The sequence below is a fragment of the Pseudomonas sp. genome, assembly GCF_040514055.1.
GTDB lineage: Bacteria > Pseudomonadota > Gammaproteobacteria > Pseudomonadales > Pseudomonadaceae > Aquipseudomonas.
In genome coordinates, this window is record NZ_JBEVDL010000016.1 from 117369 (window position 1) to 140452 (window position 23084).

Genomic DNA, 23084 nt, shown 5'->3' on the forward strand with positions numbered 1-23084 from the left:
ATCGTCCGGGACATGTCAGAACTCGAGTTCGGCGCTGAAATACAACAGGTGGCGAGCGTCGTAGCGGTTGTCGCCCCAGGTCGTGGGTTCGTCGTCAAGGCGTTGTTGCAAAGTGCCGGCCAGCTCGAGTTGGGCGGGGCCCAGGTGGAGTTTTTTGCTCAGCCGCAGGTCAAGGCGTTCGAACCGATGTTCGTTCAGCACATCGGCCCCGTAGTAGAACAGGGCACTCGACCAGTTGTCGCTCCAGTCGTGCAGCCAGCCGGCCGAGCCGCTGTGACGGGCGGTCAAGCGTTGATCCAGGGCGCTGCTGGCGCTGGCGTCGACATAGGCATAGGTCAGTCGCAGCCGATCCGTCAGGCTGGCCTGCCAATCCAGCTGCGCCTCCGCGCCGCTGAAGCGGATCTGGTTGTTGTTGCTGGGTGCGAAGTCGTTGATCCGCAGCGGCTCGCTGATCATTTGGGAAATTTCGTCATAAAACAGCTTGAGGTCCATGCTTAACGCCAACGACGGGAAATAGCCGTTGTACCCCAACTCCCGCGAGCGCATGAGTTCCTGCTCAAGGTCTCCCGGGCCACGTGCTCGCATGAAGAATGTCGCCCCACTATGGCCTTGTGGCACGGGGCTCAGGTTGCTCACCTGATAGCGCCAATCGGCCTGATTCTCGAACATGTCGGGGGAGCGTACCGCCTCCGAGTAGACCGCCCGCAGGCCATGGCGCGGCGTGATCAGATAGTTGAGTGCCAGCCGCGGGCTCAGGGAACTGCCACTGAGCTGGTCCGACTCCAGCATGGCGCCGCCTTGTAGCAGCCAGTGCTCGTCCAGGCGCCATTCCAGATGGCCGAACAGACGCCACAATTCATTATCCAGGGCGCCATTGAGAAAAGTCTGGGACTGCGTGCGGTCGTAGCGGTAACTCAGCCCGCTGACCAGGCGCAGGGTATCGGACAAGCTGTAGGTGTCCTGCAGCTCAAGCTCATAGCGGGTTTCGCGGATATTGTGATCGATGTCTCCGCAGACGCGTTGGCTACCGCCATTGGCCAACTGACGCAGGACCTCGCTGGCCAGCGCCAACTGCTCGGGACTGCCCGGTGGCGGCTGCAGCCGGCCCTGGCGGATTCCCTGCAAGAGGCTTTGGGTGTAGCGGCTTGACAGCTCGTACAGTTGGCCCAGCTGCGGACTGAAGGCGATGGCTGCTTCGCAGGCTTGCCATTCTTGCTGGCGTTCCCAGTGCTGCGCCTGGCCCTGCACCTGGATACTGTGGTCGGGGTCGAGGTCGAGGGTCCAGCGCGTGGAGGCCGCATAATCCTTGGCCTGCAGGTCGGAATCTTGCCCCTGCGGAGGGCGGGCGCCGAACACCGTCTGGTAACTGTAGGGGCGCTGATTGGTGCCCTCCTTGGCGGCCAGTTGCCAGTCGACGGTTTGCCGCTCATCGAGCAGATGACTGCTGGACAGCTGGAAACGATTGACCCGGCGACCGTCGCGATAGTCCTGGCCGGCGGCGTTGTGGTCAAAGCCAGTGTCCTCCAGACCGGACAGGGACAGGCGCATGTGGCTGGCGTCCCCGCTCAGGCCCTGACTGGCGTACCAATCGCGGATGCCGCGTTGCCCCTGGGTGACCTTCAAGCGGGTGCCCTGGCTGTCCGCAGGCGCACGGGTGAGGATATTGATCACGCCCATCAAGGCATTGGCGCCGTAACTGACCGAATTTGGCCCGCGGAACACCTCGATCCGCTCGATGTCCTCCAGTGCCACGGGAATATCGTTCCAGTCGACGCTGGCCAGCCCAGGCCGGTACACCGACCGACCGTCCACCAGCACTTGCAGGCGTCGCGCCTCGGTGACGTTGCTGCCGTGGTAATTGGCGGTGGCCTGATTGCCATTGCGGTAGCCGATCATCATGCCCGGTACCAGTCGCAGCAACTCAGCCAGGTCACGAGCGCCGCTGGCCTTGATCAGCCCGGCGTCCAGTACGGTGATACTGCCGGGGACCGCCGCAGGGGCCTGTTTCAGGCGGGTTGCGGTCAGCACTTCGGGCAATGCCTGGGTGTCCACGAACAGGTCGTCGGCGAACACCGGGGCAGTTCCCAGCAGGGCCAGAATGGCAAGGGGCAAAGGCGCGCGGCAGAAACCCATGGGCAGGCAGCAACCTGGATCGCGAGTGGAAGGCGGGCATGTTAACCGAGGCGCTGCGCTTTGCCATGTGGATGCACGCGCGCAAGCGGCAATTTTCTCAAAATTGCCGGAAAATCGCACAATTGAGCGCGGCGAGGCGTCATCGACGCGCATGGCACTGGTCGCTGACGAGGCACGCCGTATAATGCGCCATCAGCGTCGACCCTGGATTCGTTATGACTCAACAGCAACCCATCGCGGTACTCGGCGGCGGCAGCTTCGGTACCGCCATTGCCAACCTGCTGGCGGAAAACGGCCACTCGGTCAGGCAATGGATGCGCGATCCTGATCAGGCCGAGGCCATTCGGGTCAATCGTGAAAATCCTCGCTACCTCAAGGGCATCAAGTTGCATCCGGGCGTAGAGGCGGTGACCGACCTGCCCGCGACCCTGGGCGCCTGCCAGCTGGTCTTTGTCGCGCTGCCGTCCAGTGCGCTGCGCACGGTACTGCAACCGTTGGCGGATCAGCTGTCCGGCAAACTCTTGGTGAGCCTAACCAAGGGTATCGAGGCGCAGAGTTTCTTGCTGATGAGCCAGATTCTCGAGGACATCGCGCCCCAGGCACGTATCGGTGTGCTTTCAGGCCCCAACCTGGCGCGTGAAGTGGCTGAGCATGCCCTGACCGCAACGGTGGTGGCCAGTGAAGATGAGTCGCTCTGCCAGCAGGTGCAAGCCGCGCTGCACGGGCGTACGTTTCGCGTCTATGCCAGCGCCGACCGCTTTGGCGTTGAGTTGGGTGGGGCGCTGAAAAACGTCTATGCGATCATTGCCGGTATGGCCGTGGCGCTGGGGATGGGGGAGAACACCAAAAGCATGCTGATCACCCGGGCCCTGGCGGAAATGACCCGATTCGCGGTGCGTCTGGGCGCCAATCCCATGACGTTTCTCGGCTTGGCGGGGGTGGGCGACCTGATCGTCACCTGTTCCTCGTCCAAGAGCCGCAATTATCAAGTGGGTTTCGCCCTGGGCGAAGGGCTCAGCCTGGAAGACGCCGTGGCCCGGCTCGGTGAGGTCGCCGAAGGCGTCAATACGCTCAAGGTGCTCAAGGCCAAGGCCGAAGCGCTGCAGGTCTATATGCCCCTGGTGGCCGGTTTGCATGCCATCCTGTTCGAGGGGCGCACGCTGGCCCAGGTCATCGAGGCGCTGATGCGCGGCGAGCCGAAGACTGACGTCGATTTCATCCCCTTGAGTGGCTTTTGATGGTGCATTCGGGGCCCTTGCGTTGTCCATTCGCGGTATACGGAGATCATCATGAGCGAACCTACTTCTGCCCCTGAATCCTTGGGCCTGCGTGTCCTCTGGATGCTGTGTTTCACCTTGGTCTGGCAACTGGCGGAAATTCTTCTCGGCCTAACCGTCCTGGGCCAATTGTTGTACCGGTTGTTCTACGGGGCGCCAAGCGCCGCCTTGTTGGGGTTCGGCGACAGCCTGTGCCAGTACCTGGCGCACATCGGCCGTTTCGGCACCTTTAACAGCGATGAAAAACCCTGGCCGTTTGCCGATTGGCCCATCCCCCGTTCGCCCGAGGGCGAGCCACCCCACAGCGTGCCGCCCGCGCCGCACCCGGTGCGCGACGAAGAGCCGCGGCTGTGAAACTCTGGTTGCTGCGCCACGGCGAAGCTCAGGCTCACGCCCGTAGCGACGCCGAGCGCGTCCTGACCGCCCGGGGCATCGCGCAGGTGCAGCAGAGTGCCCAGCGCTTGCTGGGGCAGGACATTGGCGCCATGTTGGTCAGCCCTTATGTGCGCGCCCAGCAAACCGCGCAGCAGGTCCAGTTGGCGCTGGACCCGCCACTGCCGCTGGCCACAGTCTCCTGGTTGACCCCCGACAGTGATCTGCGCGAGGTCCTGCGCCAGCTGGATGCCCTGGACGATCGACCGCGCTTGCTGGTCGGTCATCAGCCGTTGCTGGGTGATCTGGCCGGGTGGCTGCTTCATGGCCACCGTCAGGAACCCCTGGCCATGGGCACCGCCTGCCTCGTCGAGCTGGAAGGGGAGTGGCTGGCCGCCGGCCAGATGCGCCTGGTGCAGCAGCTGCACCCGATCGTTTGAGGTGGGGCAAACCTACCCCGGCCAACGGGTTCAATTGCAGATGGGGCCGCTGAACAGTAGGCGCCGTCAATACGCAACATTTCTTAACTTGCGCCTCCATTGTCTGCGTGGAATATTGCACCAAGCAAGTGCTTGGTTGTTTCCCCGCAGAATAACAATGAAAGGAGGAGGCCCCGTGACCCATGCCGTCCGTTTGCCGCTGGAGCTGTTCTATCAGCGCGAGGCACGCCACCCGAACAAGACCTATTTGGTGCAACCCCAGCCCGACGGTCAGCTGCAACAGCTGACCTGGTCCGAAGTCGGCGACCAGGCGCGTCGCGCGGCCAACTGGCTGCGCAGCCAGGAGCTGCCGCCGGGCAGTCGCATCGCGTTGATCTCGAAGAATTGCGCCCACTGGATAGTGGCCGATCTGGCGATCTGGATGGCCGGCCATGTGTCGGTACCGTTGTACCCCAACCTGACGGCCGATTCGGCGCGCCAGGTGTTGGAGCATTCGCAGGCCTCCCTGGCCTTCGTCGGCAAGCTGGATGACTGGCCGGGCATGGCCGCCGGGATGCCGGCCGGGTTGCGCACGCTGGCCCTGCCGCTGCACCCGCCGGGTCATTTCGACCTTGCCTGGAGCGAGCTGCAGGCCTGTGCACCGATCCAGGACGATCCTGTGCGGGGTGCCGATCAACTGGCCACGTTGATCTACACCTCGGGCACCACCGGCACACCCAAGGGCGTGATGCACAATTTTTCCAACCTCGCCTTTGCCGCAACCCATGGTCGGCAGCTGTTCGGCGTGAGCGAGGAGGATAGGGTGCTGTCCTATCTGCCGCTGTGCCATGTGGCGGAGCGGATGTTCGTCGAAATGGCCTCGCTCTATTCGGGGTTGACCGTTTACTTCGCCGACAGCCTGGACACCTTTCTGCAGGACCTTAAGCGCGCGCGCCCCACCGTCATGTTTGGCGTGCCGCGGATCTGGAGCAAGTTCCAAATGGGGGTCTACGCTCGCACGTCGGCGACTCGGCTGGATTTCCTGCTTAAGTTGCCACTGCTCGGCCCCTTGGTGGGGCGCAAGGTGCTGGCCGGCCTGGGGCTTGACGCGGTGCGTTACGCGCTGTGTGGCGCCGCACCGGTCCCCGATTCGCTGCTGCAGTGGTATCGGCGGTTGGGGTTGGATGTGCTGGAGGTCTATGGCATGACCGAAAACTGTGGCTATTCCCATGTCTGCCGCAAGGGCCAGCAGCGCAGCGGCTGGATCGGCCAGGCCAGCCCCGGCGTGGAGGTGCGCATCAGCGACCTGGGTGAGGTCCAGGTGCGCAGCCAGGCAACCATGCAAGGCTATTACAAGGATCCGCAGCTGACGGCGCAGACCCTCACCGAAGACGGGTTTTTGCGTACCGGCGACAAGGGTGAGCAGGATGCCCTGAGCACCTTGCGCCTGACCGGGCGAATCAAGGAAATCTTCAAGACCAGCAAGGGCAAATATGTCGCGCCGGCCCCGATCGAGAACCGTCTGGCGGTGCATGCGCAGATCGAGCAGGTGTGTGTGGTCGGCGATGGGCTGCCGCAGCCGTTGGCTTTGTGCGTGTTGTCCGAGGTCGGGCGACGTGAGGCGCTCAACGGCGGACGGGCCGCCCTGGAGGGTAGCCTGACGGCCTTGCTCGAGGAGGTCAACGGCGCACTGGACAAGCACGAACGCCTGTTGGGGTTGGTGCTGGTCAAGGACGTCTGGGCGGTGGACAACGGCTTTCTGACACCGACGCTGAAGATCAAGCGCAATGTGGTCGAAGGCGTGTATGGCGCGCAGTTCCAGGAGTGGGGCACGCGCGGGCAGGCCCTGCTCTGGCACGAATGAACTCCCGCGGCCGGCCCCCCGGCTGGCCGCGCTACCCACAGGAGATGACAGCATGGCGTTATGGCGCAGCACACCGGATCTGCAACAGCTCAATGGCTCGCTTAGGAACACCATTGGCGAGCAACTGGATATCCGTTTCGAGGCGTTCGACGACGAATCGCTGACCGCCAGCATGGTGGTCGATGCCCGTACCCATCAACCCTATGGCCTGTTGCATGGCGGCGCTTCGGTGGTGCTGGCCGAAACCCTCGGTTCCACCGCCAGCCACCTGTGCATCGACAGCAGCCAATTTTACTGCGTGGGGCTGGAGGTCAACGCCAACCACCTGCGCGGGCTGCGCAGCGGCCGTGTGATCGCTGTGGCGCGGGCCGTGCATCTGGGGCGGACGACCCATGTCTGGGACATTCGCCTGAGCGGCGAGGATGGCAAACCAAGTTGCATCTCACGGCTGACCATGGCCATCGTTGCCCTGGGCGGGCGTGCCCCCGGGGCCTGACAATCGGGCGAATCACTGCCGCGAGGTTTATAAGCCTGGCCGGAGCGGCATCATTCCTGGCGGTTACGAACGTTGTCGGCACTGGAGGTCTTGCTCACAATGACCGTCAGATGTTCGGAACAAGAGTGGATGGTATGTCGCAGCAAGTGTTTTTCGCCCACGCCAATGGGTTTCCCTCGGCCACCTATGGCAAGTTGTTCGCGGCCCTGGCACCTGAATACCAGGTCCAGCACCTGGAACAGCATGGTCACGACCCGCGTTTTCCGGTGGACGACAATTGGGGCAACCTGGTCGAGGAATTGCTGCACCACCTGGAGGCGCTGGGGGAGCCGATTCTGGGCGTTGGCCATTCGCTGGGTGGGGTCCTGCATTACCACGCGGCGCTGCTGCGGCCGGAGCTTTACCGCGGCGTGGTGATGCTCGATTCGCCGGTGTTGACGCTGGCCGATCGCTGGCTGATCCGGCTGGCCAAGCGTTTCGGTTTTATCGATCGCCTGACGCCGGCCGGCCGCACGTTAGGGCGGCGCGAGGCCTTCGATGACCTGGAGCAGGCACGCCGTTACTTCGCCGGCAAGTCGCTGTTTCGTCGTTTCGATCCCGATTGCCTGGAGGCCTACGTGAACTTCGGTCTGCATCCCAGCGGCGCGGGCTTGCGACTGCGTTTCGATCCGGCGACCGAGATCGACATCTATCGCAGCGTACCCCACACCAGCCCGGGGCGCGCCCATCAGTTGCAGGTGCCCCTGGCCGTGGTGCGGGGTCGGCACAGCCGGGTGGTACTGCCACACCACGCGCGCCTGGTGCGCCGGGTGCCGCGTGGCGAGTACCTGACCTTGCCCGGCGGCCACATGTTTCCGCTGGAGCGTCCGCAGGCCACCGCCGAGCTGCTCAAGGCAATTTTCGGCCGTTGGTACGACCGTTCCGCTGCCCAGGAGTGCGCATGAGCGACTTGTTCGAGGAAGTCCGCCTGAGTCTGCCGCATAGCGAGCTGGCCGCGCACTTGTACGGCCCCCAGGACGGTCTACCGGTCATCGCGCTGCATGGCTGGCTGGACAATGCCGCCAGTTTCACCCGGCTGGCCCCGCGACTGCAGGGGCTGCGTATCGTCGCGCTGGATTTTGCCGGTCATGGCCATTCCGAACACCGCCCGGCGGGTGCCGGCTATGCGATCTGGGACTATGTGCTGGATGTCCTGCAGGTCGCCGAGCAATTCGGTTGGAAGCGCTTTTCCCTGCTGGGCCACTCCATGGGCGCTATCGTCTCGGTGCTGCTGGCCGCCGCGTTGCCCGAGCGGGTCGAGCGATTAGCCTTGATCGACGGCTTGTTACCCTTTACCGGCGAAGCGGACTCGGCGCCGGATAAGCTCGGCGAGGCCCTCAAGGCGCAGCTGGCGCTGGCCGGCAAGCGCAAGCCGGTATATGCGCGCATCGAGCAGGCGGTCGAAGCGCGTATGAAAGGGGTGGGCGCGGTGAGCCGTGAGGCGGCCGAGCTGCTGGCCCAGCGTGGCCTGATGCCGGTACCGGGTGGCTACACCTGGCGCACTGACAGTCGTCTGACGCTGCCGTCGCCGTTACGCTTGACCCGCGAGCATGCCGAGGCGTTCGTACGCCGGGTGCAATGTCCGGTCAGCCTGGTCCTGGCTGAACAGGGGTTGCTGCTCGGCCACCCCAGCCTGTCGGGGCTGTTGCAAGGGCTGCCATTCGACTTGCAACGCCTGGCCGGTGGCCACCATCTGCACCTGGATGACGAGCTCGGTGCCGCGTCTGTAGCAGCCTGTTTCAATCGGTTCTTCGCCGCGCCTTGACTTGTATCGGCCAACTGCGGAGGCTTGCCCGATAGTCACAGGAGTGTCGACCATGATCGAGCTGTATACCGCTGCCACGCCCAATGGCCACAAGGTTTCGATTGCCTTGGAAGAGTTGGGTATGCCGTACGCGGCGCACACCCTGAGTTTCGACAAGCATGAACAGAAAACTCCGGCCTTCCTGCGGATCAACCCCAACGGACGTATTCCGGCCATCGTCGACCGCGCTAACGGTGACTTCGCGGTGTTCGAATCCGGCGCCATCCTGCTCTACCTGGCCGAACAGTCCGGGCGTCTGCTGCCTGAGGATGCCAAGGGGCGCTCGACGGCGATCCAGTGGTTGATGTTCCAGATGGGCGGAATCGGTCCGATGCAGGGCCAGGCCAATGTCTTTTTCCGCTATTACCCGGAAAAGCTCCAGGGGCCCATCGACCGCTATCAGCACGAAACGCGCCGTTTGTACGAAGTATTGGAACGTCGCCTGGGTGAGGTCGAATACCTGGCGGGGGACTACAGTATCGCCGATATCGCCAGTTTTCCCTGGGTGCGTATCCACGAGTGGGCTGGTGTCCCGATCGACGGACTGACCCATCTGCAACGTTGGTTGAGCGCACTTGAGAGCCGGCCGGCGGTGCAGCGCGGCCTGCAGGTGCCCAAGCGCCGGGAAGAAGACAGTGAAAAGCGGGTCGCTGGCGCTCAATCCATGCTGATGCGATGAACTCAATCGTGCGATTTTCAGCCTGGCTCCTGTTGGCCTTGGCAACCGGCGGCGGCTCGGTGGTGGCCGATGAGGTGCCGGGGAGTCAGGATCTGCCGTTCCTGCCGCGCTTCGCCCAGTCCCAGGTCAGCGACTTTCAAGACAGCCCCAACCAGGAGCGAATCTACCCGCAGGGGGCCGTGCGCCGGATCAGTGGGCAGCTGCGTCTTGAATCGCAGGTGCTGGTGCAGGGGCACCTGACCGCGCTGACCTACCAATTGCCGGCCAGTCATTCGGCCGGCGAGGCGTTCCAAGCCGCCCGCCAGACCTTGCAGCGGCAAGGCGCGCAACTGCTCTACTGGTGTCAGGGGCGGGAGTGCGGGTCGAGCAGCTTGTGGGCCAACGAGGTGTTCGGCAGTGGCAAGCTCTCCGGCGTGGACGAACAGCAGGCGTACCTGCTGGCTCGCCTGGCCGAGCCGCGGCAAGACAGTTTGCTGGTGGTGTACGGCACTACCCGAGGCAACCAGCGCGCCGTCCTGCATGTCGAGCAGTTGCAAAGCGCTGCGCCGTTGCCGAATATTCTGCCCACCCCGGGTACCCTGTTACGCCTATTGCGCGAGCAGGGCGAGCTGAAACTGCCTGAATTGACCGCCCCCAGCGAGCGCTGGAGCCTTCTATTGGCGCGCACCTTGAATCAGGACAGCAGCCTGCGCATCAGCCTGGCCGGGGTGAATGCGAACGCGTGGCGGGACGCCCTGATAGAAGAGGGGGTACGCGCGGCACGCCTCGAACTGAATGCCAGCGATACCACGGGTCTTAATTTGCAATTGCTGCGCTGATGCGAGGGCGCGCTGCGGCGTCCTCAGCTGCTCACTTTATGGACGATACCTATGTTGAATAATGACCGCTTGCTGGCGCAGATTCTGCTGCTGGCCTTGCTCGGCGCCTGCCTTTGGGTGTTGGCGCCCTTTGTGTCGGCCCTGTTCTGGGCTGCGGTGCTGGCGTTCGCCAGTTGGCCTCTGATGCGCCTGCTGACGCGCTGGTTGAACGGGCGGGAAACCACGGCCGCCGCCCTGCTGACCCTGGGCTGGATGGTGTTGGTGGCCGTGCCCCTGGTGTGGCTCGGCTTCAACTTGGCCGACCACATTCGTGATGCCACGGTCTTTCTCAAGGATGTGCAGGTGGACGGGCTTCCGTCGCCGCCCGGTTGGCTGGGGTCCCTGCCGTTGGTCGGGGAGCGATTGTTGCGCCTATGGCTGACCATCGACGAGCAGGGCGCCGCGCTGTTCGCTTCGGTTCGCCCTTACCTGGGGCAGGTGGGTAACTGGCTGCTGGCGCGCAGCGCGCAGATCGGCGGGGGCATGTTGGAGCTGACGTTGAGTCTGGTGCTGGTGTTTTTCTTCTATCGAGATGGTCCCCGCCTGTCGGCGTTTGTCTTCAGCCTCCTGCAGCGACTGATTGGGGATCGGGCGCAACACTACCTCGGCCTGGTGTCGGGCACAGTGCAACGGGTGGTCAACGGGGTCATAGGTACGGCGGCGGCCCAGGGCATTCTGGCCATGGTGGGCTTTCTGATTGCCGGCGTGCCTGGGGCGTTGGTCCTGGGCATTCTCACCTTTATCCTCAGTTTGATCCCCATGGGCCCGCCGCTGGTCTGGGTTCCCGCTACCGCCTGGCTGTTCTGGCAAGGGGATTATGGCTTTGCGATATTCCTTGGCATCTGGGGCATGTTTATAATCAGCGGGGTGGATAACGTCCTCAAACCTTACCTGATCAGCCGTGGCGGCAATTTGCCGCTGGTGGTGGTGCTGCTCGGGGTTTTTGGCGGCATACTGGCGTTTGGATTCATGGGCTTGTTCCTTGGGCCAACCTTGTTGGCGGTGGCCTATAGCTTGCTCAATGACTGGGTGGCTGATCGGAAACCGGCACTGGTGGCGGAAGAACCTTCCGATCCAGCGGTAGGCCCTTGATCGGCGGAACGGGTCTGCGGCACACACTTAACATTTCCCATAATTATTAGAGTTTCTTCATGAAAAAGTCAGTAGGGATTGCTGTTGGTCTGGTTGTGGCTGCAGGTGCTGTTGTCACCGGCGGCGCCTGGTATACCGGCACTAAGCTTGAGCCGGTATTGAACACTTCGATCAGCGATGCCAATAAAGAGCTGAAAGCACTGCTACCGGGCACCGGTATTACGCCCTCGCTTGAACTGGTCTCCTTGGAGCGTGGTTTTTTCAGCAGCACCGCGCGTTATCGCCTGAAGGTTGCGGGTAAATTGAACGGTGATGAAGGGACCCCGGTCGACGGCGAATTACTGTTCGTTGACCATATGGAACACGGACCTTTCCCGCTGTCGCGCCTCGTCAGCCTGAAGTGGCTGCCAGTCATGGCGAAAAGCAATTTCGAGCTGGAAAAGACACCCCTGGTGGAAAAATGGTTTGCTGCCACCAAAGGCTCCTCGCCACTGACCGGCACGACCAACCTGGGTTACAACCAGGACGTCACGGGTACCCTGCAATTTCAGCCGGTGGAAATCACTGAGGCCGAAGGTACGCTGAAGTTTTCCGGGATGGAATTCGATGTCGCGGTGGCTGATGATAAAAAACAGGTGGATGTCGAAGGCCGCATGGACAGCCTGGTGTTTACCGCCCCAGACAAGACCCATGTCGAGTTTTCCGGCCTGAGCCTGGTCAACAACTCCGAGCTGGGCGCGTCCGGCCTGTACCTGGGGACCAGCGAATCCAGCCTGAAGCAGATTCAGGTGACGCTGCCTGAGCAACAGCCGCTGTTGATCAAGGATCTGCTGCAGAAAGGCCATCTGAGCGAAGGCAGCGCGGGCATCGCCGGTGGATTCACTTACGACGTTGGCAGTTTCAACTATGCGGGCAAGGATATCGGCTCCATGAAAATGGCCGGTAGCCTAAAAAACCTCGACATTGCGGCGGTCAAGAGCCTGGTCGATTTGTATAAGGAACTGCTGGGTAAGTTGGAGGCCGCCAATTACGACGCTGCCAATCCCAGCTTCGACCTGACACCGGAGCAGAAAACCAAGCTCGAGGCGGACCTCGGCACCCTGCTGGCCGGCAAGCCGGTGCTGGCCCTGGACAACCTGGCGTTCAAAACCGCCAATGGCGAAAGCAGCTTCAAACTGAGCCTGGGCCTGAACAAACCCACTTCGTTCGAATTGCCACCGCAAGAGATGGCCACACAGATCCTGGCGTCGCTGGATGCGCGTCTGGCGGTGTCCAAATTGATGATCAAGGATGTGGTGCTCACCAAGGCGGTGCTGGACCCCAGCGCCGATCCGGCGGCAGTCGCCCAGGAAGCCGAGCAGATGTCTGAAATGGCCGGCATGATGGCAGTCAGCACGCAGATGGCGACCGTCGAAGGCAACGATATCGTGTCCAGCGTCAAGTACGCCGACGGCCAGGTGGACTTCAACGGCAACAAGATGCCGCTTGAACAATTCATCGGCATGATGGCGGCCATGGCGCCAGGTGCTGCTGCGGGCATGCCGGGTGCGGATGCCGATGCACAGTATGAGGGTGAAGAAGCCGAGTCGGGCATCACCGACGAATCGGACGAAAGTGCCGAGACCGAAGAAGCCGAGTAACCCCTAGCGGCTGCACAAGCCCCGGCACGACGCTATCGTGCCGGGGCTTTTTTATTGGGGTGTCGCTCGCGGTTGCGCAGCGCGTAGAGCACCGCCGCACTGTGATGCTCGGCGCGGCATAAGCGTCTAGCTGCGGTAGTGCGGAAATTCTCCGCGTGGACTCGGGTGAAGGATGTCATGCAGGAACTGTTGAACGAGATTCTGGCTGAGGTCAGACCGCTGCTTGGCCAGGGCAAGGTGGCCGATTACATTCCCGCACTGGCCAAGGTGCCGGCCGAGCAGCTGGGCATCGCGGTCTACAGCAACGATGGCGAACTCTACTGCGCCGGTGACGGCGCTCTGCCGTTTTCCATCCAAAGTATTTCCAAGGTCTTCAGCCTGGTGCAGGCTATTCAGCATTCCGGCGAGGAGATCTGGCAGCGGCTGGGGCAGGAGCCTTCGGGGCAGCCCTTCAATTCGCTGGTTCAGCTGGAGTTCGAGCGTGGTGTGCCGCGCAACCCCTTTATCAATGCCGGCGCGCTGGTGATTTGCGACATCAACCAATCGCGGTTCGCCTCTCCAGCGCAATCGCTGCGTGATTTCGTCCGGCGCTTGAGCGGTAATCCGCAGCTCAATTCCGACGAGGTGGTAGCCCGTTCGGAATACCAGCACCGGGCGCGCAATGCCGCCATGGCCTACCTGATGCAATCCTTCGGCAATTTCCACAACGATGTCGATGCGGTGCTGCGCAGTTATTTCCACCATTGCGCGCTGCGCATGAGCTGCGCCGATCTGGCCCGGGCGTTCTGTTTCCTGGCCAACCAGGGGTATTGCCTGCACAGCGGCGAACAAGTGCTCAGTGCACGCCAGGTCAAGCAGGTCAACGCGTTGATGGCCACCAGTGGCCTGTATGACGAGGCCGGCAACTTCGCCTACCGGGTCGGCCTGCCCGGCAAAAGTGGGGTCGGTGGCGGCATTCTCGCGGTGGTGCCAGGCCAGTTCACCGTGTGTGTCTGGTCACCGGAACTGAATGCCGCCGGCAATTCCCTGGCCGGTATGGCAGCGCTGGAAAAACTCTCGGCGCGCATCGGTTGGTCGGTGTTCTAACCGCACCTCGATTCGGTCGCGCCTCGTCGCCACGCCGCACCGGGCGCGCGGTCCCGACCAGCCTCGTTCTTGGGCGGCGGTTGACACTTTGGGGGGGAGGCGCTTATCGGCGTGAAGGTAGTATTACCCCAGGTTGGGACTCGGCGCCGCGAACTGCTTTAACAGTGCTAATCACCGTACAAGGTCGGCTGGTTTAGTCGTGCGTGATTAATTCTATATTCAATGGTCGGTGCCCGGGGGCTGAATGCCCAGGTGCCCCTAAAGGCGGGTGCTTGGGTCACTCAAGTATGACGTGAGTTGGTTTAAGTCAGTGTCAGCGACTGCCAGTCTCTGTTGTTGGTCGAGCAGTAGTTACGCCAATTTGTGCCTGTTTACTAATTGTTATTGTAATGCCCTGACGGGTTTGCAATGTGGTATTGGGCCAGTTATTGATAACTCAAGGAGTAGATATGGAAATCATTGGCACCTCTGGCAATGATACTCTGGTGGGCAACGATTATGAGCAGGACATCCTTCGTGGGGGATTAGGGAACGACTATCTGGTGGACAACGGCCAGTATGACGACGATCAACTGTACGGTGGCACCGGTAATGACACCTTGCATTCGTCCGGCGGCAATAGCCTGCTGGACGGCGGAGACGGCAGTGACGTTCTGCATGCCTACAGCGGCGGCAATTCCACCCTGTTGGGCGGCGATGGACATGACTGGCTCAGCGGTGGCTGGGGCAAGACCCATATGCAGGGTGGCCTGGGTAATGACAATATCTCCGGCGGCCAGGTCGATGACCTGCTGCAAGGCGACGCGGGTGACGATCAAATACAGGGTGGCGACGGCAACGATATCCTGGAGGGCGGAGTCGGCGATGATGTGCTGGACGGCGGCAATGGCCGGGATACTTACCGTTTCAGCCGCGGCTGGGGAAAGGATCATATTTACAATGAAAACAGCACCAGCGGAAGTGTTGATGTCATTGAGTTCGCGGCCGACATTCTCCCCGGAGATATCGCTTTCAGCCGCAGCGGTAATAACTTGAGACTCAGCCTCAAGGGTGCAAGCGATTATGTTTGGTTGTACGACTATTTTACCGATCGCTCAAAATTGCAGGAGATTCGCTTCGCCAACGGCAGCGTCTGGACCTACGAACAGATCAGGTCGTCCTTCCTGCAGGGCACCGACGGTAACGATAACCTGATGGGCTTTGACAGTGCAGATACCCTGGCAGGGGGGCTGGGCAACGATCAGCTCAGCGGCTTGGCAGGCAACGACCTGCTGCAAGGCGGCGCCGGCAACGACAGCCTGGACGGTGGCATGGGTGACGACAGGCTGCTGGGTGGGGAGGGCGCGGACACCCTGCGTGGGGGCGCTGGGAATGACACCTACGTCGTAGAGGGTTTGTCAGACACTTTGCTGGAAAATGCCGGGGAAGGCATAGATACCGTCGAGTCCAGTGTGTCTCTGAGCCTGGCGGGCAACCTGGAGAACCTGACGCTGACCGGTAGCGCCGCCCTCGACGCCACGGGCAATGCGCTGACCAATGTGCTGCTGGGTAACGGTGCCGCCAACACGCTCAAAGGCGGTGAGGGTGATGACCGTCTTGTGGGCGGCGCAGGTAACGACAACCTGCAAGGTGGGGTGGGCAGCGATGTCTACTTCTTCGGCCGCGGTTGGGGCCAGGATTACCTGTCGAACTCCGACCTCGACAGCACGGCAAAAGTCGACGCGATCGAGTTTGCCGCCGACATCGCCCCTGGCGACATTCTGATAAGCCGCAATGCCTACCTGGGCCTGGTACTGACGCTCAACGGCAGCAGCGACAAGATCACCGTCGCCAATTATTTTCATAACGATGGCAATAGCCAATTCCGGATCGAGGAAATCCGTTTTGCCGATGGTACCCGGTGGTCGGTGGAACAGGTCAAACAGATGCTGCTGCAAGGTGGGGAGGGCAACGACAGCCTGTTGGGTTATGCCACCGATGATCTGCTGACGGGTCTGCTGGGCAACGATACCCTGAGTGGCGATTTGGGCAACGACTGGCTGCAAGGGGGCGAGGGCAACGATTACCTGCGAGGGGGGGCCGGAAACGACCTGCTGCAGGGCGATGGCGGTAATGACGAGATGCGCGGAGAGGGGGGCGACGACCGTTACCAGGTGGATTCGACCCTGGACATCCTGGTGGAAAGCGCGGACCAAGGGATCGACAGTGTCGAGTCCAGTGTCGCGTTCAGCCTGGGTAACCACTTCGAGAACCTGACCCTGACCGGCGCCGGAAGCATCAGTGGCTACGGCAACGCCTTGAACAACCAGATCACCGGCAACGCTGCAGCCAACAGCCTGATCGGGGGCTTGGGCGATGACCGGCTGTTTGGCCAGGATGGCAATGACAGCCTGCAAGGCAGTACCGGTCAGGACTCGCTCTACGGCGGTGCCGGCAACGATAACCTCAACGGTGCAGCGGGTGATGACTGGCTACTGGGGGGCGCGGGCAACGACACTTTCTATGGCGGCACGGGTAATGATGTCTACCAGGTGGATGCGGTCGGTGACCAGGTGTCGGAGATGACCAACGAAGGCATCGATACGGTGGAGTCGAGCGTCAGCTACACCTTGATGTCCACCTTGGAGCATCTGACCTTGAGCGGCTCCGCGCAGATCAACGGCATCGGCAATGGCAGCGACAATCTGCTGAAGGGCAATGATGCGGCCAATACCCTATTGGGCAAGGACGGCAACGATACCCTGCAAGGCGGCGCGGGTAACGACCTGCTGGTCGGCGGGGCGGGATCGGATACCTATCTGTTCGGCCGCGGTGCACAGCAGGACACGCTGGATAACCAGGACCTGTCCCCGACAAGCCTGGATACCTTGCTGCTGGGCGAGGGGGTAGCTGCAGAAGACCTCTGGTTCCGTCAGAACGGCGCCCATCTGGAAGTCAGTCTGATCGGTCACGATGACAAGGCAATCCTCAGCAACTGGTATGCCGGCGCGGACTTCCATCTCGACCAGTTCAAGACCTCCGAGGGGCGAACCCTGCTCGACAGCCAGGTGCAGAATCTGGTGGATGCGATGGCGGCATTTGCCGTGCCGGCGGGTGCGGAGCTTGATTTGACGATCAGCCAACGTGAGCAGTTGAATACGGTGATAGCCGCCAACTGGCAGTAATCAGCGAAACAAAAAAAAGCCCAGTTTATGGGCTTTTTTCTGGTTGGCCATCCGCCCGTGCGTTTGACGCTCGGTACGGGGTCGCTCCCCCTCAGTGAGGATCGGCCTCGTATTTGTCCAGGCTGTCGCGGGCGATCTGCCGACCCAGCTGGATCAGTTCCGGCGCCTTGTAGAATTCGAAGAAGCGGCAGACACGCTTGGGCACGTTGATCAGGATATCCGGTGGGTAGCCGGCGATCTTGTATTGGGCCAGGGAGGTTTGCATCACTTCGAAACTCTGGTTGATCAGGTCCAGCAGCGAGGCCGGTCCGACGGCATCGATCACCACCGAGCCGCTGGCCGAACGGGGCGCCGTCCGCTCCTCGGCGACCCGTGGCGCCGGCGTTTCGTCCAGCCAGGGATTGGGCACGGCCTCGGCCAGTTGCTCCGCCAGCAGCGCCACCTCGTTGTCCAGGCCCGCGTCGCCCGGTTTGCGCCGGAACGGCAGGCGCGCGCCCAGGGAGTTCATCAGCAGGTCAAAGCGGCCCTTGGCTGCTGGCGGACGCTCGATCACTGGCAGTTGATAATGCTTGTGAGTGGTGGAGTTGAGGTTGACCGCCACGATCAGGTCACAGTGGCTGGACACCACCGGCACGATCGGCAGCGGGTTGAGCAGGCCACCATCGACCAGCATCCGGTTGCCCTGCATCACCGGGGTGAACAGGCTGGGGATGGCCGCCGAAGCACGCATGGCCTGGTGCAGACAGCCTTCCTGAAACCAGATCTCCTGCTGGTTGGTCAGGTCGGTGGCCACCGCCGTATAGGGAATGCGCAAGTCCTCGATGTTGATCTCGCCGACAATGTCGCGGATCTGCCCAAAAACCTTTTCGCCGCGAATGGCGCCCAGGCGAAAGCTGACGTCGACCAGCCGCAGCACGTCGAGGTAGTCCAGGCTTTCGATCCACTGACGGTAGGCCGGCAGCTTGCCGGCGGCATAGACTCCGCCGACCACGGCGCCCATGGAGCAGCCGGCGATGCAGGCGATGTCATAGCCGCGCGCTTCCAGTTCCTCGATGACGCCGATATGGGCGTAGCCGCGGGCGCCGCCGGAGCCCAGTACCAAGGCGATTCGTTTATTCATGCAGCCGTCCCCCTCAGGTCGTGCGCCGACGATACGCGCAGGCGTCACGGGCGCCAAGGCCGGGGTTTGCTAGAATCGGCGTCCGCCACCGAATCCAACGAGGTCCCAGCATGAATCCGCCCATCCGCCTGACCCAGTACAGCCACGGTGCAGGCTGTGGCTGCAAGATCTCGCCCAAGGTGCTGGACCAGATCCTGGCGGGCAGTGGCACCCAGGCCTTGGATCCCAAGCTCTGGGTCGGCAACGCCTCCCGGGATGACGCGGCGGTCTATGCCCTGGACGACGAGCGCGGGGTGGTCTCCACCACCGATTTTTTTATGCCGATCGTCGACGACCCTTATGATTTCGGTCGAATCGCGGCGACCAATGCCATCAGCGATATCTATGCCATGGGAGGCGACCCGCTGATGGCCATCGCCATCCTCGGTTGGCCGATCAACCTGTTACCGCCGGAAGTGGCCGGTGCGGTGCTTGCCGGCGGTCGAGCGATTTGTGCCCAGGCGGGCATCCCCCTGGCCGGTGGACACTCGATCGACGCGCCGGAACCGATCTTCGGCCTGGCGGTGACCGGCGTGGTGCAACGTCGGCATATGAAGCGTAACGATACCGCGCGTGCCGGCTGCCGCCTGTACCTGAGCAAGCCGCTGGGTATCGGCATCCTCACCACCGCGGAAAAACAGGGCAAGTTGCGCCCCGAGGACAGCGGCGTGGCGCGGGACTGGATGTGTACCCTCAATACGCCCGGTAGCCGCTTCGGCAAATTGGCCGGGGTGCTGGCCATGACCGATGTGACCGGTTTCGGCCTGCTCGGCCATTTGGTGGAAATGGCCGAGGGCAGCCAGTTGAGTGCGCGTCTGGAGTTTGCCGCGGTGCCGCGCCTGGCCAGCGTGCCTTACTACCTCGAGCAAGGCTGTGTGCCCGGTGGCACGCTGCGCAATTTCGACAGTTACGGTGAGAAGATCGCGCCCATGTCCGTCATGCAGCAGCAGCTGTTGTGCGACCCGCAGACCAGCGGTGGACTCTTGGTGGCGGTGTGCGAGGAGGGCGAGGCAGAGTTTCTTGCCGTCGCCGCCGAGCTGGGGCTCGACCTGGCGCCGATCGGCCAGCTGGTGGCGCGACAGGGGTACGCGGTCGAGGTGATCTGATGCGCGACAATACCGAGCATTACCGCGAACTGTTTCTCGACGACACCCCGATGATGGACATGCGCGCGCCGGTTGAGTTTGCCAAGGGCGCCTTTCCCGGGGTGTGCAACCTGCCCTTGATGAACGACAGCGAACGTCAGCGGGTGGGGACCTGTTACAAGGAACAGGGGCAGCAGGCGGCGATCGACCTGGGCCATCAGTTGGTCAGCGGGGCGCTCAAGGCTGAACGAATCGAGGCCTGGGCCGCATTCGCCAGGCGCCATCCCGAGGGTTATCTCTATTGTTTTCGCGGCGGCCTGCGTTCGCAGATCGTCCAGCAATGGCTCAAGAGCGAGGCGGGTATCGACTTCCCACGGGTGCTGGGCGGCTACAAGGCGATGCGCGGCTTTTTGCTGCAGACCAGCGAGGCGGCGATCGCCGAGTGCCGCTTCGTGGTCCTCGGCGGCTTGACCGGCACCGGCAAGACAGAGGTCATCGCCCAGTTGGACAACGGCCTGGACCTGGAAGGCCACGCCAATCATCGAGGCTCCAGTTTCGGCAAGCGCGCCACCGCGCAACCGCCGCAGATCGCCTTCGAGAATGCCCTGGCAGTGGATGTCCTGAAGAAACGCGCGCGGGGCATCGAGCAGTTCGTGCTGGAGGACGAGGGCCGCACCGTGGGCAGCTGCTCGCTGCCGCTGGCGCTGCACCATGGCATGAAACATTACCCCCTGGTGTGGCTGGAGGACAGTTTCGACCACCGGGTCGGCCGCATTCTCGAGGACTATGTCTGCCAGCTGAGCGCCGAATTTATCGTCGTGCAGGGTGAGGAACTGGGTTTTGCGGCGTTCGCCGAGCGCTTGCGGCAGGGCTTGAGCAATATTCTCAAGCGCCTGGGGGGCGAGCGTTACCAGCGGTTCTCGGCGCTGCTCGAGACCGCCCTGGAGCAGCAGTTGCGCAGTGGCGAGGTGCACCTGCACCGCGACTGGATCGAGGGCCTGCTGCGCGAATACTATGACCCCATGTATGCCTACCAGCGCGACAGCAAGGCAGAACGCATCGAGTTCGTCGGTGACCCGGCGGAGGTCCTGGCGTACCTGCGGGACCGGGCATCGCGCTGAGCGTTGAGCCACAGCAAGGAGTGCCGCATGTCGGAAATGCCATTGGCCCGGGACGAGGCGTTCTGGGGGGAATTTGCTCGGGGGTTCGACCCGGACGATCGGTTGATCAACCTGGAGAACGGCTATTTCGGGCGGATGAGCCGCAGCGTGCTGGCCCGTTATCAACAGGCGATCGAGCAGGTCAACCGCAGCAATAGCTTGTATGTGCGCGAGCGTTTCGACGCCGAGGAGCACCAACAAATCCGCGATGGCTTGGCGCGCTCGCTCGGGGTCTCCGCCCGTTGCATCGCACTGACCCGCAGTGCGTCCGAATCGCTGCACAGCCTGATCCGAAACTACAATCGGTTGCGACCGGGTGATCAGGTACTGTTCAGCGATCTTGAATATGACAGCGTGCAAAGCGGACTGCAGTGGTTGGTGGAGCAGCGTGGCATCGAATTGATACGGGTTGTGCATGCCCATCCGGCCAGTCACGACAGCCTGCTGCAGGCGTACATCCAGCTGTTCGAGCGCCATCCACGGCTGAAATTGATCGTCCTGACCCATGTCAGCCACCGCACCGGGCTGGTCCTGCCAGTCCAGGCTATCGCTTGCGAGGCCACCGCGCGGGGGATCGATGTGCTGCTCGACGGCGCCCATTCACTGGGGCAGATCGATTTCAAGCTGGCGGAGCTGGGCGTGCCTTTTGCCGCCTTCAACCTGCACAAGTGGATAGGCGCTCCCCTGAGCCTGGGCTTTATCTATGTCGCCGAAGCGCGGCTGTCGCGCATCGATCCCGACATGGCCGACACGCGTTACCCCTCCGATGACATCCGCTCCCGGGCGCCCTATGGCACCCCTAACATTCCGGCGTTGATGACCCTGCCACTGGCCCTGGAGGAACATGCGGCCCTTGGCGGCGCCGCAGTCAAAGGGGCGCGCTTGCGGTACCTGCGCGACCTCTGGGTCAATGCCCTGCGGGCCGATCGCGGGATCGAGGTGCTGACCCCTGACGATCCACGGCTGTACTGCGGCATCACGGCGCTGCGTTTTTCCCGGCAGTCGTACCAGCAAGCCATGGTCGAGCAGCTGCGCGACCGGTTCGGGATCTTTACCGTGTTGCGCCAGACGGTGGCCTGTGGCGAGTGCATCCGTATCACCCCTGCGCTGACCACCCGCCCGGAGCAGATCGCGCATTTGATCGCTGCCCTGCGTACGCTAGCCGCGACCTGAGGTCTGACCGCAAACGCCAAGCCGATCACAAACGCGAGATCGCTCATGCTGTCCCTGGGCGCCGTGCAGGTTGCCAGGCGGCCCTCAAGCCTGGGCGTTGACAGTTGCCAGGGGGGGCGCCGGCCGCTTCTGCCTGTCAGGCACCCCGGGCACTTTCGCCGGATCCAGTCGTCTTAGGCAGGCGCTGGTGCTTCAGCCTTGCCCTGTTCAACGAGGAAAAACCGATGAAAGCCTGGACCTGCCTGTTCCTGATGGCGCTGTTGTTAGGCGGTTGCGCAGGGCGGACTGCCTACCGCCAGAGCTGCGGGAGTCAGCTGGACGCCGCCTGGCGTGAGCTGGATATCGCCAAGGCCGAGGGCTTCGCCGGGACCGTCAGTTATTCCAAGGCGCTGTCGTTGCTGACCGGTGCGAAGACCCAGCAGCAGTTCGAGGCGTTCGAAGGCTGCACCCGCAAGGCCGAGAAGGCACGCTTCTACATTCGTGAATCCCGCGCCGGGCGTTGAAGCCCTGATCAGAGCCTGCTGTTTGCCGATTGAATCCCATAGCAAGGCCAAGCCCACAACTTTAGTCAGCAAAGATTGCCAAGACTATCCCGTCGCGGCTCGTCGCAGTAGCATCCCGAGTCTGTCTCGAGGAGAGTTACATGCGCGCAAAATTGGATGCGGTTCTGCAGGCCGTCAATCAGGTGGTGCTGGGCAAGGAGCCCCAGGTGCGATTGGCGTTGACCTGTCTCCTGGCCCGTGGGCATTTGCTGATCGAAGACCTGCCTGGCATGGGCAAGACAACGCTCAGCCATGCCCTGGCCAAGGTCCTGGGCCTGAGCTTTCAACGCATCCAGTTCACCTCGGACTTGCTGCCCGGCGATATCCTCGGCACCTCGGTGTTCGACAAGGACAGCGGGTTGTTCGTTTTTCATCCGGGTCCGATCTTTGCCGAGCTGGTATTGGCGGACGAGATCAATCGCGCCACGCCGAAAAGCCAGAGTGCCTTGCTGGAGGCCATGGAAGAGGGCCAGGTGACCATCGAGGGCGCAACCCGTCCGTTGCCTGAGCCGTTTTTCGTGATCGCCACGCAAAACCCGGTGAGCCAGGGGGGCACCTTTGCCTTGCCCGAGTCCCAGCTCGACCGTTTCCTTATGCGCCTGTCATTGGGCTACCCGGGCAAGGCCGCGGAGAAGGCCTTGTTACTGGGCGAATCGCGCCGCGCATTGTTGCCGCGTCTGGAGCCATTGCTCAGCCATGTCGAGCTAAGAAAGCTGCAAGTCGAAATCCCCCAGGTGCGCGCCAGCGATGCGCTGGTCGAGTACGTCTTGCGCCTGGTGGAAGCGACCCGTACGCAGCCGCAATTCGCCTCCGGGCTGTCACCGCGGGCCAGCTTGGCGCTGTTGTCCGCGGCCCGCGCCTGGGCTTTTTTAGCCGGGCGTGACTATGTGATTCCCGAAGACGTGCAGGTGGTCCTGCCCTCCGTCGTGGGCCATCGGCTGCGCGAACGGGCCGATTCGGTCGGGCAAAGTGGTGGTTCGCTGGTGCAATGGCTGCTGCGCGAGGTGCCCGCGCTGTGAGCCTTCCGGTGTACCGAGTCACAT

20 protein-coding genes are annotated in these 23084 nt (G+C 62.6%); 18 read left to right on the forward strand and 2 right to left on the reverse strand.

Annotation, left to right across the window (positions count from 1 at the left end):
- Positions 1-15: 15 nt before the first annotated feature.
- Positions 16-2133: a TonB-dependent receptor plug domain-containing protein gene (locus ABWY06_RS04745; RefSeq protein WP_353924421.1), complete on the reverse strand. Its 2118-nt coding sequence runs from the start codon at positions 2131-2133 to the stop codon at positions 16-18.
- 215 nt (positions 2134-2348) lie between these two features.
- Between ABWY06_RS04745 and ABWY06_RS04750 the strand changes: the two genes are divergently transcribed.
- From ABWY06_RS04750 to ABWY06_RS04810, 13 genes are all read left to right on the forward strand, one after another.
- Positions 2349-3371: an NAD(P)H-dependent glycerol-3-phosphate dehydrogenase gene (locus ABWY06_RS04750; RefSeq protein WP_353924422.1), complete on the forward strand. Its 1023-nt coding sequence runs from the start codon at positions 2349-2351 to the stop codon at positions 3369-3371.
- 51 nt (positions 3372-3422) lie between these two features.
- On the forward strand, positions 3423-3764 hold the full coding sequence (locus ABWY06_RS04755; protein ID WP_353924423.1) for a DUF4389 domain-containing protein: 342 nt from the start codon (positions 3423-3425) through the stop codon (positions 3762-3764).
- Positions 3761-4222 (forward strand): phosphohistidine phosphatase SixA, encoded by a 462-nt coding sequence (gene sixA, locus ABWY06_RS04760; RefSeq protein WP_353924424.1) that lies wholly within the window; start codon positions 3761-3763, stop codon positions 4220-4222. Before ABWY06_RS04755 ends, sixA begins: the two co-directional genes overlap by 4 nt.
- Positions 4223-4397: 175 nt before the next feature.
- Positions 4398-6065, forward strand: coding sequence for an AMP-binding protein (locus ABWY06_RS04765; RefSeq protein WP_353924425.1), 1668 nt, complete (start codon positions 4398-4400; stop codon positions 6063-6065).
- A gap of 52 nt (positions 6066-6117) precedes the next feature.
- Positions 6118-6561: a hotdog fold thioesterase gene (locus ABWY06_RS04770; RefSeq protein WP_353924426.1), complete on the forward strand. Its 444-nt coding sequence runs from the start codon at positions 6118-6120 to the stop codon at positions 6559-6561.
- Between the two features lie 134 nt (positions 6562-6695).
- On the forward strand, positions 6696-7505 hold the full coding sequence (locus ABWY06_RS04775; RefSeq protein ID WP_353924427.1) for an alpha/beta fold hydrolase: 810 nt from the start codon (positions 6696-6698) through the stop codon (positions 7503-7505).
- Positions 7502-8365, forward strand: coding sequence for an alpha/beta hydrolase (locus ABWY06_RS04780; RefSeq protein WP_353924428.1), 864 nt, complete (start codon positions 7502-7504; stop codon positions 8363-8365). Before ABWY06_RS04775 ends, ABWY06_RS04780 begins: the two co-directional genes overlap by 4 nt.
- A gap of 52 nt (positions 8366-8417) precedes the next feature.
- Positions 8418-9083 carry a glutathione S-transferase family protein gene (locus ABWY06_RS04785; protein WP_353924429.1) on the forward strand — a complete coding sequence of 222 codons (666 nt, stop codon included), beginning with the start codon at positions 8418-8420 and terminating at the stop codon, positions 9081-9083.
- Positions 9080-9901: a DUF4892 domain-containing protein gene (locus tag ABWY06_RS04790; RefSeq protein ID WP_353924430.1), complete on the forward strand. Its 822-nt coding sequence runs from the start codon at positions 9080-9082 to the stop codon at positions 9899-9901. Before ABWY06_RS04785 ends, ABWY06_RS04790 begins: the two co-directional genes overlap by 4 nt.
- A gap of 51 nt (positions 9902-9952) precedes the next feature.
- Positions 9953-11032, forward strand: a complete 1080-nt coding sequence (locus tag ABWY06_RS04795; protein ID WP_353924431.1) for an AI-2E family transporter — start codon at positions 9953-9955, stop codon at positions 11030-11032.
- Positions 11033-11091: 59 nt separating this feature from the next.
- Positions 11092-12672, forward strand: a complete 1581-nt coding sequence (locus ABWY06_RS04800; protein WP_353924432.1) for a YdgA family protein — start codon at positions 11092-11094, stop codon at positions 12670-12672.
- 177 nt (positions 12673-12849) lie between these two features.
- Positions 12850-13758, forward strand: a complete 909-nt coding sequence (glsB, locus tag ABWY06_RS04805; protein ID WP_353924433.1) for a glutaminase B — start codon at positions 12850-12852, stop codon at positions 13756-13758.
- A 449-nt stretch (positions 13759-14207) separates the two neighbouring features.
- Positions 14208-16922: a calcium-binding protein gene (locus ABWY06_RS04810; protein ID WP_353924434.1), complete on the forward strand. Its 2715-nt coding sequence runs from the start codon at positions 14208-14210 to the stop codon at positions 16920-16922.
- A 91-nt stretch (positions 16923-17013) separates the two neighbouring features.
- On the opposite strand, the gene ABWY06_RS04815 is transcribed toward ABWY06_RS04810, so the two are convergent.
- Positions 17014-18042, reverse strand: coding sequence for a patatin-like phospholipase family protein (locus ABWY06_RS04815; protein ID WP_353924435.1), 1029 nt, complete (start codon positions 18040-18042; stop codon positions 17014-17016).
- Between the two features lie 110 nt (positions 18043-18152).
- Here ABWY06_RS04815 and selD point away from each other — a divergent pair, with 110 nt between their 5' ends.
- From selD to ABWY06_RS04840, 5 genes are all read left to right on the forward strand, one after another.
- Positions 18153-19187: a selenide, water dikinase SelD gene (selD, locus tag ABWY06_RS04820; protein ID WP_353924436.1), complete on the forward strand. Its 1035-nt coding sequence runs from the start codon at positions 18153-18155 to the stop codon at positions 19185-19187.
- Positions 19187-20287 carry a tRNA 2-selenouridine(34) synthase MnmH gene (gene mnmH, locus ABWY06_RS04825; RefSeq protein ID WP_353924437.1) on the forward strand — a complete coding sequence of 367 codons (1101 nt, stop codon included), beginning with the start codon at positions 19187-19189 and terminating at the stop codon, positions 20285-20287. Before selD ends, mnmH begins: the two co-directional genes overlap by 1 nt.
- A 27-nt stretch (positions 20288-20314) precedes the next feature.
- Positions 20315-21499 carry an aminotransferase class V-fold PLP-dependent enzyme gene (locus ABWY06_RS04830; protein ID WP_353924438.1) on the forward strand — a complete coding sequence of 395 codons (1185 nt, stop codon included), beginning with the start codon at positions 20315-20317 and terminating at the stop codon, positions 21497-21499.
- Positions 21500-21723: 224 nt separating this feature from the next.
- Positions 21724-22002, forward strand: coding sequence for a hypothetical protein (locus tag ABWY06_RS04835; protein ID WP_353924439.1), 279 nt, complete (start codon positions 21724-21726; stop codon positions 22000-22002).
- Between the two features lie 140 nt (positions 22003-22142).
- Positions 22143-23060, forward strand: a complete 918-nt coding sequence (locus ABWY06_RS04840) for an AAA family ATPase (RefSeq protein WP_353924440.1) — start codon at positions 22143-22145, stop codon at positions 23058-23060.
- Positions 23061-23084: the final 24 nt, after the last annotated feature.

Coding starts and splice junctions, on each gene's coding strand:
- ABWY06_RS04785 (WP_353924429.1), top strand. CDS start 8,418: ATGATCGAGCTGTATACCGCTGCCACGCCCAATGGCCACAAGGTTTCG.
- mnmH (WP_353924437.1), top strand. CDS start 19,187: ATGCGCGACAATACCGAGCATTACCGCGAACTGTTTCTCGACGACACC.
- ABWY06_RS04770 (WP_353924426.1), top strand. CDS start 6,118: ATGGCGTTATGGCGCAGCACACCGGATCTGCAACAGCTCAATGGCTCG.
- ABWY06_RS04840 (WP_353924440.1), top strand. CDS start 22,143: ATGCGCGCAAAATTGGATGCGGTTCTGCAGGCCGTCAATCAGGTGGTG.
- ABWY06_RS04810 (WP_353924434.1), top strand. CDS start 14,208: ATGGAAATCATTGGCACCTCTGGCAATGATACTCTGGTGGGCAACGAT.
- ABWY06_RS04815 (WP_353924435.1), bottom strand. CDS start 18,042: ATGAATAAACGAATCGCCTTGGTACTGGGCTCCGGCGGCGCCCGCGGC.
- ABWY06_RS04795 (WP_353924431.1), top strand. CDS start 9,953: ATGTTGAATAATGACCGCTTGCTGGCGCAGATTCTGCTGCTGGCCTTG.
- ABWY06_RS04830 (WP_353924438.1), top strand. CDS start 20,315: ATGTCGGAAATGCCATTGGCCCGGGACGAGGCGTTCTGGGGGGAATTT.
- ABWY06_RS04780 (WP_353924428.1), top strand. CDS start 7,502: ATGAGCGACTTGTTCGAGGAAGTCCGCCTGAGTCTGCCGCATAGCGAG.
- ABWY06_RS04745 (WP_353924421.1), bottom strand. CDS start 2,133: ATGGGTTTCTGCCGCGCGCCTTTGCCCCTTGCCATTCTGGCCCTGCTG.
- selD (WP_353924436.1), top strand. CDS start 18,153: ATGAATCCGCCCATCCGCCTGACCCAGTACAGCCACGGTGCAGGCTGT.
- ABWY06_RS04755 (WP_353924423.1), top strand. CDS start 3,423: ATGAGCGAACCTACTTCTGCCCCTGAATCCTTGGGCCTGCGTGTCCTC.
- ABWY06_RS04835 (WP_353924439.1), top strand. CDS start 21,724: ATGAAAGCCTGGACCTGCCTGTTCCTGATGGCGCTGTTGTTAGGCGGT.
- glsB (WP_353924433.1), top strand. CDS start 12,850: ATGCAGGAACTGTTGAACGAGATTCTGGCTGAGGTCAGACCGCTGCTT.
- ABWY06_RS04790 (WP_353924430.1), top strand. CDS start 9,080: ATGAACTCAATCGTGCGATTTTCAGCCTGGCTCCTGTTGGCCTTGGCA.
- ABWY06_RS04750 (WP_353924422.1), top strand. CDS start 2,349: ATGACTCAACAGCAACCCATCGCGGTACTCGGCGGCGGCAGCTTCGGT.
- ABWY06_RS04775 (WP_353924427.1), top strand. CDS start 6,696: ATGTCGCAGCAAGTGTTTTTCGCCCACGCCAATGGGTTTCCCTCGGCC.
- ABWY06_RS04800 (WP_353924432.1), top strand. CDS start 11,092: ATGAAAAAGTCAGTAGGGATTGCTGTTGGTCTGGTTGTGGCTGCAGGT.